We start from the raw sequence: 10300 nt of genomic DNA, 5'->3' as shown, positions 1-10300 counted from the left end.
TCGAACGCCTGCTGCGCATCGCCGCCGCCTGGGACCACGACCTCGCCAACCTCGAGCTACGCCGCATGATCGAGCGCGGCCAGGCGCGCAGCGCCAACCCCCTGGGCGAGCGCCTCGCCCTCACCGAGGCACTCATCGCCCGCGGCATCCCCGGCGGCTACTACGACATGGCCCGCATGCTCGAAACCGGCTCCACCGTCGCCCGCGACCCCGTCCTCGCCCTGCGCTACTACCGCAAGGCCGCCGACCTGGGTAGCCCTGAGGCACAGTATCTGGTGGCGGGCTATCTTGCACCAATTGATCGGGCTCCTGAAGTAGCGCGCCAAATGCGTAGATGCGCCGCAATGCAGGGGCACGGAAGAGCTGCGGAGGCTCTTGGCATCGATCTCGCCACGGACACTTTTCACGGTGCGGGAGGCTCCTACACGGAAGCAATTCAAGCCTTCCAGTGGGGTATTCAGGCCGGGATCCCTACTGCCGCGCTTGCTCTTCGGGATGGGTTTGATGGCCCCACCCCTGACAATCAGCTCGACTACCTTGCCCAGCAAAAGGACCCCGAGCGCGTGCGCCGCTACGGCCTCATCCAGCGTTTTCTCTCCGACTACTCCTACCTCGACCCCAAGGTGCCCGATGTCGACGACATCGTACCCCTGCCCCCCGCGCCCCTGCCGCCCTGGGATGGCACCCTGCGCTGGAAGGTCGAGTTCGACGCCAACGTCCCCCCACCACTGCCCGAAGCCGCAGTGATCGATGACATGGCCCGCACCAAGGGGCTCGACCCGCGCACCGGCCGGCCCGCCGGACAGCCGGACTGAGCGGCGTGCGGGCTGGTGGTCACGCCGGCCAGGCGATCGGCCTGGTGGCCGGCGCCATCGCCCCCGGCGAAGGCAACACCGGCCTGGCCCTGATCGCCGCCCACGACGACATCGATCTGGCCGCCCACAGCAGCACCTTTGCCCTGCAGGCGCGCGACACCCTCGATCTGGCCAGCCTCGCCGAACACATCGACTTCGCCGCCGCCCGGCGCATCGTCATCGCCGTCGACGGCGGCGCCAGCATCACCCTCGACGGCAGCATCACCGTGCGCTGCCCAGGCAACCTCACCATCCATGTGGGTTGAGATAGTGTGCAACCTTGGAGAACGCCCGGGGTTCAGTGCAGGCGGTGTGCATGATCGAGCACTTCGCCGCCCATGCAGAGGCTACGGCACCGAGATCCGTGAGCCAGAAGTGCAGGGGGATGGCAGATGAAGAGGAAGATTGATGGATCGCTTGGCAAGTAGGCTTGTCCCGGTGTTGGAACACAAGCGCCAACTGGAACAAAAGTCTTGCGGAAGGGGGGTGTCGCCGGTAGAATCACGGGTTTTCCAAACCTGAACAACGGAAGTCAATCACATGGCCAACTCCGCACAAGCCCGCAAGCGTGCCCGCCAAGCTGTTGTAGCTCGCGCTCACAACGCCAGCCTGCGCTCGCGTCTGCGTACCGCGATCAAGGCCGTTCGCAAGGCCATCGTGGGTGGCGACAAAGCGGCGGCTCAGGCGGTTTTCCGCAGCTCCGAGAGCACCATCGACAGCATCGCCGACAAGAAGATCATCCACAAGAACAAGGCCGCCCGTCACAAGAGCCGCCTGTCTGCCGCCATCAAGGGCATGGCTGCCTGAGCGGCGCCCTTCCGGCAGCATTGAAACGGCGACCCTCGGGTCGCCGTTTTGCTTTTGTGCTGCGGTTCTGCGTGTCGTGGGCGGGGGTCAGACGGCGCTGTGTGCGTCGTCGATCGGCTCCATCTGCAGGTCGTTGTCGTTGGCGAAGTTGATCAGGAACTTGTAGGCCAGCGGCTCGATGTCGTAGAGGCGGGCGTCGACGACGACCGTCTTGTCACCCTTGAGGGTGCACCCGGGGCGCACGTAGGGGGAGTACATCATGCGGTGGTCGGCGCCGAAGGCCGACATGATCCCGCACAGGCGGTCCGCCCAGTCGCTGGGGCGGAACTTCTTTCCCTCTGTCGTGACCCCGATGATGACAAAGCTTTGTATGTTCTGGTTCATGTGTCACGCCCTGTGGGCTGGGGAGTCCGTCTCCGGCGCGGCAGTCTTGTCGCTGCCGGTGCGCCTCGCAAAGCGGGGCGGATTATAACGGAAAACCCTGATTCGCGATGCGGAATGCCATGTCACGGGATGCCATGGCGGACGGTGCCGGCCCGTCACGGTGGCGATATATACAACCCTGAGACTTTCCCTTACCATCCCCTCTTTGCCAATCTCACGGCGGCCTGTGCCGCCGTGAGCGTTTTGTGCTTCATTCATTTCGGGGTTATCCATGTCCCATCTCATGAACACCTACGCCAGACTGCCGGTGGCCTTTGCTCGCGGCGAAGGCGCGTGGATCTACGATGAGGCTGGCAAGGCCTATCTGGATGCGCTGTCCGGTATCGCGGTATCCACCCTCGGGCACAATCACCCGCGTCTGGTGCGGGCGATCGCCGAGCAGGCCGCCAGCGTGCTGCACACCTCCAACCTCTACCGCATTCCCCTGCAGGAAAAGCTCGCCGATCGCCTGGCGGCGCTGTCGGGGATGGAAGAGGTGTTCTTCTGCAACTCCGGTTGCGAGGCCAACGAGGCAGCGATCAAGCTGGCGCGTTTCTACGGCCACCGCAAGGGTATCGAGCTGCCTACCATCATCGTCATGGAGAACGCCTTCCACGGCCGTACCATGGCAACCCTCTCGGCCACCGGCAACCGCAAGGCTCAGGCCGGTTTCGAGCCCCTGGTAAGCGGTTTCGTGCGCGTGCCGTACAAGGACATCGCTGCGATCCGCGCCGTTGCCGAGCACAACCACAGTGTGGTGGCGGTGATGCTGGAGATGATCCAGGGCGAGGGCGGCATCAATGTGGCCGACGAACAGTTCCAGCGCGAACTGCGCGAGATCTGCGACCAGCGCGGCTGGCTGCTGATCTGCGACGAGGTGCAGTGCGGCGTCGGCCGCACCGGGCGCTGGTTCGGCTGGCAGCACGCCGGGGTGACGCCCGATGTGATGACCCTGGCCAAGGGCCTCGGCTCCGGGGTGCCCATCGGCGCCTGCGTGACCGCCGGGCGCGCGGCCGGGCTGTTCGGTCCCGGCAATCACGGCTCCACCTTCGGAGGCAATCCGCTCGCCTGCGCCGCCGGGCTGACCACGCTGGAGGTGATCGAGACCGAAGGCCTGATGTCCAACGCCGTCGAGGTTGGCGAGGCCATCCGCCAGGGCATGCGCCGTGCACTGGAAGGCGTTGCCGGGGTCGTGGACATCCGCGGCCGCGGCCTGATGCTCGGCATCGAGCTCGACCGCCCGTGCGGTGCCCTGGTCGGGCAAGCGCTGGAGGCCGGCGTGCTCCTCAACGTCACCGCCGAGCGGGTGATCCGCCTGCTGCCGCCGCTGACCTTCACCGAGGCCGAAGCGGCGACGCTGGTCGAACGCCTGGCTCCGCTGGTGCGCGACTTCCTCGCGCAATGAGTAAGGCAGCGATCCGATGACGGCAAACAAGCATTTCCTGCAGTTCAAGGACTTCACCCGCGAGGAGTTCGACTACCTCTTCGAGCGCACGCGCTGGATCAAGGACAAGTACAAGCGCTACGAGCCCTACCATCCGCTGTTCGACCGCACCCTGGTGATGATCTTCGAGAAGGCCAGCACGCGTACGCGGCTGTCCTTCGAGGCCGGCATGCACCAGCTCGGCGGCTCGGCGATCTACCTCAACACCCGCGACTCGCAGCTGGGCCGCGGCGAGCCGGTGGAGGATGCCGCGCAGGTGATCTCGCGCATGAGCGACGTGGTGATGATCCGCACCTTCGAGCAGGACATCATCGAGCGCTTCGCCGCCAACTCGCGCGTGCCGGTGATCAATGGCCTCACCAACGAATACCACCCCTGCCAGATCCTCGCCGACATCTTCACCTTCATCGAGCATCGCGGCCCGATTCAGGGCAAGACCGTGGCCTGGGTGGGCGACTCCAACAACATGTGCAACACCTGGCTGCAGGCGGCCGAAGTGCTGGACTTCAACGTCCACGTGTCCACACCGCCGGGCTACGAGGTCGAGCCGGAGCGCGCCGGCCTCTACGGCACTGATCACTTCGAGCAGTTCGCCGACCCGCTGGAGGCCTGCAAGGGCGCCCATCTGGTGACCACCGACGTGTGGACCTCGATGGGCTTCGAGGCGGAGAACGAGGAACGCATGAAGGCCTTTGCCGATTGGTGCGTGGATGCCGAAATGATGTCGGTCGCCGCGCCGGACGCGGTGTTCATGCACTGCCTGCCCGCGCACCGCGGCGAGGAAGTGACCGCCGAGGTGATCGACGGTCCGCAGTCGGTGGTGTGGGACGAGGCCGAGAACCGCCTGCACGCGCAGAAGGCGCTGATGGAATACCTGGTGCTCGGCAGGGTCGAGCCCAAGTGACGAGGATTCCGCCGCGGCTCGCGTCGGCGGCGGGACCTGCAAGTGATGACGCGAATGGCTGCTAACCGCGCGGGGAGCCCACGAAGCCCCCTGGCATTGGACTGGACGAGAAGATGAGCGACGTGAAGAAAGTGGTGCTTGCCTATTCGGGCGGGCTGGATACCTCGGTGATCCTGAAGTGGCTGCAGGACACCTACCAGTGCGAGGTGGTGACCTTCACCGCCGACCTCGGCCAGGGCGAGGAGCTCGAACCGGCGCGTGCCAAGGCGCTGAAGTTCGGCATCAAGCCGGAGAACATCTTCATCGACGACCTGCGCGAAGAGTTCGTGCGCGACTTCGTCTTCCCGATGTTCCGCGCCAACACCATCTATGAAGGCGAGTACCTGCTCGGCACCTCCATCGCCCGTCCGCTGATCGCCAAGCGCCAGATCGAGATCGCGCGCGCCACCGGCGCCGAGGCCGTGTCGCACGGCGCCACCGGCAAGGGCAACGACCAGGTGCGCTTCGAACTGGGCTACTACGCGCTGATGCCGGGCGTGAAGGTGATCGCCCCGTGGCGCGAGTGGGACTTGCTGTCGCGTGAAAAGCTGCTCGCCTACGCCGAGAAGGCAGGCATCCCGATCGAGATGAAGCACAAGCAGGGCGGTTCGCCCTACTCGATGGACGCCAACCTGCTGCACATCTCCTTCGAAGGCCGCCACCTGGAAAACCCCGCCGCCGAGGCCGAGGAAGACATGTGGCGCTGGACGGTGTCGCCGGAAGCCGCACCGGACGCCGCCGAATACATCGACCTGGAGTTCGAGAAGGGCGATCTGGTGGCGATCAACGGCACCCGCATGAAGGCCCACGAACTGCTCGCCAAGCTCAATGAACTGGGCGGCAAGCACGGCATCGGCCGCCTTGACCTGGTGGAAAACCGCTACGTCGGCATGAAGAGCCGTGGCTGCTACGAAACCCCGGGCGGCACCATCCTGCTCAAGGCGCACCGCGCCATCGAGTCGATCACCCTCGACCGCGAAGTCGCCCACCTCAAGGACGACCTGATGCCGCGCTACGCCAGCATGATCTACAACGGCTACTGGTGGAGCCCCGAGCGCCAGGCCATCCAGGCGCTCATCGACCACACTCAGCAGACCGTCAATGGCTGGGTGCGCGTCAAGCTCTACAAGGGCAACGTCATCGTCACCGGGCGCGACTCGAAGACCGATTCGCTCTTCGATCCGACCATCGCCACCTTCGAGGACGACGCCGGCGCCTACAACCAGAAGGACGCCCACGGCTTCATCCGCCTGAACGCGCTGCGCATGCGCATCGCCGCCAACGCGAAGGGCAAGCGGGGCTGAGGCGCGCACGATGGGCAATGAAGTGGTGATGTTCGGCCTCACCCTGGAGGAGTTCGAGTCGCTGGCCCTGAAGGTTGGCTTTACCGTGCTCATCCTTTACATGCTGTTCATCATCGGCAATCTCGCCAAGGAATCCAAGGCCGGCAAGTACGGCGCGATGTGGATGTTCATCGGCCTCGGTCTGGGCTTCGTGGGCTTTGTCTCGAAGGCCCTGATCCAGAAGCTGATGGGCATCGAATGACTACGGAACGAGCAATGAGCGTGACTGAAAAGTTCGACGGCGTGGCCGTCACCACCAAGGCCAACGTCTATTTCGACGGCAAGTGCGTCAGCCACTCCATCGTCCTGGCCGACGGCACGAAGAAGTCGGTGGGGGTGATCCTGCCCGCCAGCCTGACCTTCAACACTGGCGCGCCGGAGATCATGGAAGGCGTGGCCGGCAGCTGCCGCGTGCGTCTCAAGGGCGAGAGCGAGTGGAAGACCTACGGCGCCGGCGAGTCCTTCGACGTGCCGGGCAATTCCAGCTTCGACATCGAAGTCGCTGGCGAGCCCTACCACTACATCTGCCACTTCGGCTGAGGCGGAGGAGGGCACACCATGCCGTCATTCGACATCATGTCCGAGGTGGACCAGCCCTCGCTGCGCAATGCAGTGGAGGTGTCCAACAGCAAGATCGCCGGCCGTCACGACTTCAAGGGCACCAGCGCCAAGCTCGAACTGGGCGACAAGCTGATTACCCTGTTCGGTGACAGTGACTTCCAGCTCGACCAGATGAAGGCCATCCTGCTTCCCGAGATGACCAAGAAGAAGGTCGACGTGCGCTGCCTCGACTACGGCGACGTGCAGAAGATCTCCGGCAACAAGGTCAAGCAGGAAGTGAAGGTGCGCGTCGGCGTCGAGCAGGAACTGGCGAAGAAGATCGTCAAGCTCCTCAAGGACAGCAAGATGAAGGTGCAGGCCGCCATCCAGGGCGATGCAGTGCGCGTCTCCGGCGCCAAGCGCGACGTGCTGCAGGACGCCATCGCACTGGTGAAGAAGGACATCACCGACTTCCCGCTGCAGTTCGGCAACTTCCGCGACTGAGCGAATGGGATGGGCGCGCGGGGGCAGCCGCTGTGCTGCCCCCGCTGCCGTTTACGCCGTCACCAGATGGCTGGCGGGCGCGGTCTGCGGCACCGCCTGGCCGAAGTAGCCCTCGGTGTGGATCAGCTCATCCTGCGCGCCCAGCGCCTTGGCGGCGTCCACGCAGGCAGCGACGAATTCCGGGCTGCCGGCAACGAATACGCTGTGCTTGGAGAGGTCCGGGAACAAGCCCGGCAGCACCGCCGGGATGCGTCCGTGCAGCATGCCCTCACAGGCCTCGCCGGTGAGCGTGGGGCGGTAGGTGAAGTTGCGGTGGCGCGTCTCCCAGTACTTCATCAGCCCGGAGTCGTAGAGGTCGGCCTCCGCGCGTGCCGAGAACAGCAGCGTGACCGGCTTGCGGTAGGAGCGCCGCAGCGCTGCTTCGGTGAGCGAGAGGATGGGGGCCAGGCCCGAACCGGCGGCCATGCACAGCACCGGGGTGTCCACCGAGGGGTCGCCGATGAAGGTGCCGTAGGGGCCGGAGATCTTCACCAGGTCGCCGGGCTTCAGGCTGTCATGCACCCAGCGGCTGGTCTGGCCGTCGTCGACACGGGTGATCTGCAGCACGATCTCGCCGTCCGGGCGCGGCGCGTTGGCAATCGAGTAGCAGCGCGCCGGCGCCCCGGCGCGTTCGTCGCCGAGGGTGACGTACTGCCCGGGCCAGTAGCGCATCGGCTGGCCCACCGGGCGGAAGTGCAGTTCGAGGATGCGCGGGGTGCGCGCGATGCGGTCGGTGAGCACGAAGCGCTGGTCCTCGCGCGGCGGAAAGAGCTTGGGCTTGGCGTCTTCGGTGCCCCATTCGATGACCAGTTCCGGCGACAGCGGCTTGGCCATGCACATCAGCCCGTAGCCCTGCTTGCGCTCGTCCTGCGAGAGCGCCATGTCGAGCACCATGCCCTGGTCGAACTGGCCGGACAGTACCTTCACCTTGCATTCGCCACAGGCGCCGGCGCGGCAGTTGTTGGGCAGCGCGTAGCCGGCCTTTTCCAGCGCGCCGAGCACGGTGTCGCCGGCGGCGCATTCGACCTCGCGGCCGGAGGGATGGAGGCGGATCTTCTGCATTGTTGTCTCCCGCTCAGGGGGTATCGAGGAGGTGCAAAAGGGCCGCGGGTGCATTGCCCGCGGCCCGTTGTCGTGCGTGCTGCGAGGGCTCAGAACACCGGGATGATGTCCTGCATGTCGATGTCCGACACTTCCTGGCCGGTGATGCCGACTTCCGGAATCGCCGGGAAGGGAATGCCGTAGCGGTCGAGCACGCCCTTCAGGTTGAGCATGGCGTTCTTCCAGTTCTCCTTCTTGGCCTCATAGCTGGGCACGCCGAAGCCCGCGCCGCGCGCCACTTCCTCGGCCTCGCGCTGGTTGTCGATGAAGTCGTTGGGCAGATCCCAGAATTCCATCGGCGGTTCGAACAGCACGGCGGAGAGGAAAAGGTAGCCGGCGCGGATCTGCTTGGTCACCAGAGCCTTGTCCTCGGCCGGCATTTTCGGGTAGTCGCGCTCCATCAGTGCCATACAGATGGCCATGTGGCGGCCTTCGTCGCGGCCGATGTTGCGGAAGGCTTCCTTGAACACCAGTTCGCGGGAGTTGTCGTGCATCTGCTTGAAGATCGTCGCCGCAGCGATCTCGCCCATCAGGAAGGAGCTGAACAGCACCGCCAGCGAGTACTTCGGCACCGCCTGCTTGTAGCCGCTCCAGTAACGCCCGCCGTTGTAGTACAGCCACTTGGCGTTCTTCTGCAGACGCTTGCCGAGTTCGGTCTTCGGTTCGTAGGTCAGCGGGTCCGGGTGCTCCAGGAACCTGGTGATCGCCAGGCCGCACATCTGTTCGTGGTTCTGCTCGTCGCGGGTCACCGAGAAGAAGCAGCGGCGCACCGGGTCTTCCTCATGCACTTCATAGGTCTTGATGAAGGCTTCGGCAAACACCGGGGGAGCGGAGGCGTCGAACACCGACAGCAGCGTCCACCAGTAGGCGATGGCCTCACGCTCCTCCCAGGAGTAGGACTCGACGTCCAGCGTGTCCCAGGGCAGCTTCTTCGGATCCCAGTTCTCGCGCTGGGCGGCGTCCCAGACCTCCTCCATCTTCGCGGTCTGGGCGTGCCAGGAGAGCGGATAGACGTTGGGCTGCTCGGTCGCCGGCGGAAACTCCATCTGCTGAGCAAGCTTTTCGTTACGGGCCATGTGTGTCTCCTCATCTTGGTATGGGGCGGCGGGGCGGTGCAGTGCCTCGCCGCAAGTTCGCCAGAGCAAAAAATGATCTGGGTCAAGAAAATATAGAATTGATTGACCGGTCGGTCAATAGTAATTATTGGCCGGGCCTCCTGCCGGACATCCCCGGCGTCGCTCCCGCTGGCGCGGCAAGCCTTGGCCCGTGGGCGTTTGCGCGCATCAACCGTCGTTCACTTGTGGTATCGTCACACACAGGCCCGGGCGGGCGTGCCGCCGGCCAGAATCTTCCAGACCGACCGCATGACGCTTTTTTCGCTGATCGTTGCCCTGCTCATCGAGCAGGTTCGTCCCCTGGCCGCGCAGCAGGTCGTCGGCGCGCCGCTGGCCCGCCTTTCGGGCCTGCTGGTGGAGCGTTTCAACGACGGCAGCGCGCGTCACGGCCAGCTCGCCTGGTGGCTGCTGGTGCTCGCGGCGGTGGCGCTCACCGCGGCGCTGTTCTACCTGCTGTGCGCCATCCACCCGCTGCTGGCCTTCGCCTTCAACGTCGGCGTGCTCTACCTCACCATGGGCTTCCGCCACGAAAGCCACTTCTTCACCGACATCCACCTGGCCCTGCGCATGGGCGAACTCGACCGCGCGCGCGCGTTGCTTGGCGAGTGGCGTGGTCACCAGTACCGCGAGGCGAGTTCCTCGGAGGTTGCCCGCCTGGCCATCGAGCAGGCCCTGCTGTCGGCACATCGTAACGTCTTCGGTGTAGTGTTCTGGTTCATCATCCTGCCCGGCCCGCTCGGCGCGGTGCTGTATCGCGTCGCGCGCTACCTGGCGGAGGACTGGGGCAGCCGCCGCGATGCCGAGTTCGGCCAGTTCGGCGCCTTTGCGCGCAAGGCCTTCGAGATCATCGACTACGTACCGATCCGCCTGACTTCGGCGTCGTTCTCGGTGGTCGGCGACTTCGAAGGGGCGATATTCTGCTGGCGTACCCAGGCCGTCCTGTGGGCCGACAAGGCCTCCGGTATACTGCTTGCCAGCGGTGCCGGTGCGATGGGCGTGCGTCTGGGCATGCCCGTGCATGAATCCGGCGAAGTCATGGAAAGACCGGAACTGGGCCTCGGCGATGAAGCCGATGCCGATTACATGCAGAGTACGGTGGGCCTGGTATGGCGGGCCCTGCTGCTCTGCCTGCTGTTGCTGGCCCTGGTCGGCGTTGCCGGCTGGGTTGGCGGTTGATTGACATCAAG

13 protein-coding genes are annotated in these 10300 nt (G+C 65.2%); 10 read left to right on the top strand and 3 right to left on the bottom strand.

All coding sequences use genetic code 11. The features are described 5' to 3' along the window. The 3 genes from C8261_RS17365 to rpsT all read left to right on the top strand — a co-directional run. Positions 1-815: SEL1-like repeat protein (locus C8261_RS17365; RefSeq protein ID WP_181358970.1), on the top strand; the 815-nt coding region annotated here is incomplete at its 5' end. A 5-nt stretch (positions 816-820) separates the two neighbouring features. Beyond that, positions 821-1120, top strand: coding sequence for a DUF2345 domain-containing protein (locus tag C8261_RS15455; protein WP_235864946.1), 300 nt, complete (start codon positions 821-823; stop codon positions 1118-1120). A gap of 274 nt (positions 1121-1394) precedes the next feature. Continuing rightward, positions 1395-1661 carry a 30S ribosomal protein S20 gene (rpsT, locus tag C8261_RS15450; RefSeq protein WP_107494626.1) on the top strand — a complete coding sequence of 89 codons (267 nt, stop codon included), beginning with the start codon at positions 1395-1397 and terminating at the stop codon, positions 1659-1661. 87 nt (positions 1662-1748) lie between these two features. On the opposite strand, the gene C8261_RS15445 is transcribed toward rpsT, so the two are convergent. Then, positions 1749-2045, bottom strand: coding sequence for a DUF3579 domain-containing protein (locus C8261_RS15445; RefSeq protein ID WP_107494625.1), 297 nt, complete (start codon positions 2043-2045; stop codon positions 1749-1751). A gap of 271 nt (positions 2046-2316) precedes the next feature. Between C8261_RS15445 and C8261_RS15440 the strand changes: the two genes are divergently transcribed. From C8261_RS15440 to C8261_RS15415, 6 genes are all read left to right on the top strand, one after another. Continuing rightward, a complete protein-coding gene (locus tag C8261_RS15440) occupies positions 2317-3489 on the top strand; it encodes an aspartate aminotransferase family protein (protein ID WP_107494624.1) in 1173 nt (390 codons plus the stop codon). A gap of 16 nt (positions 3490-3505) precedes the next feature. Then, positions 3506-4432, top strand: coding sequence for an ornithine carbamoyltransferase (gene argF, locus C8261_RS15435; RefSeq protein WP_107494623.1), 927 nt, complete (start codon positions 3506-3508; stop codon positions 4430-4432). Between the two features lie 113 nt (positions 4433-4545). Next, positions 4546-5775 carry an argininosuccinate synthase gene (locus C8261_RS15430; RefSeq protein ID WP_107494622.1) on the top strand — a complete coding sequence of 410 codons (1230 nt, stop codon included), beginning with the start codon at positions 4546-4548 and terminating at the stop codon, positions 5773-5775. Between the two features lie 10 nt (positions 5776-5785). Beyond that, positions 5786-6016 carry a DUF2788 domain-containing protein gene (locus tag C8261_RS15425; RefSeq protein ID WP_107494621.1) on the top strand — a complete coding sequence of 77 codons (231 nt, stop codon included), beginning with the start codon at positions 5786-5788 and terminating at the stop codon, positions 6014-6016. Positions 6017-6030: 14 nt separating this feature from the next. Next, on the top strand, positions 6031-6354 hold the full coding sequence (gene ppnP / locus C8261_RS15420) for a pyrimidine/purine nucleoside phosphorylase (protein ID WP_107494620.1): 324 nt from the start codon (positions 6031-6033) through the stop codon (positions 6352-6354). A gap of 18 nt (positions 6355-6372) precedes the next feature. After that, complete coding sequence (locus C8261_RS15415) at positions 6373-6858, top strand: YajQ family cyclic di-GMP-binding protein (RefSeq protein WP_107494619.1); 486 nt, start codon at positions 6373-6375, stop codon at positions 6856-6858. Between the two features lie 51 nt (positions 6859-6909). Here C8261_RS15415 and C8261_RS15410 read toward each other — a convergent pair whose 3' ends face one another. Continuing rightward, positions 6910-7959 carry a 2Fe-2S iron-sulfur cluster-binding protein gene (locus tag C8261_RS15410; RefSeq protein ID WP_107494618.1) on the bottom strand — a complete coding sequence of 350 codons (1050 nt, stop codon included), beginning with the start codon at positions 7957-7959 and terminating at the stop codon, positions 6910-6912. A gap of 89 nt (positions 7960-8048) precedes the next feature. Then, positions 8049-9074 (bottom strand): diiron oxygenase, encoded by a 1026-nt coding sequence (locus C8261_RS15405; protein ID WP_107494617.1) that lies wholly within the window; start codon positions 9072-9074, stop codon positions 8049-8051. A 288-nt stretch (positions 9075-9362) separates the two neighbouring features. Between C8261_RS15405 and C8261_RS15400 the strand changes: the two genes are divergently transcribed. Next, a complete protein-coding gene (locus tag C8261_RS15400) occupies positions 9363-10289 on the top strand; it encodes a CobD/CbiB family protein (RefSeq protein WP_107494616.1) in 927 nt (308 codons plus the stop codon). Positions 10290-10300: the final 11 nt, after the last annotated feature.

This window comes from Pseudothauera lacus (assembly GCF_003034845.1).
Taxonomy (GTDB): domain Bacteria; phylum Pseudomonadota; class Gammaproteobacteria; order Burkholderiales; family Rhodocyclaceae; genus Pseudothauera; species Pseudothauera lacus.
Note: the sequence above shows the minus strand (reverse complement) of the source record. Positions and strands in the feature narration are given on the sequence as shown.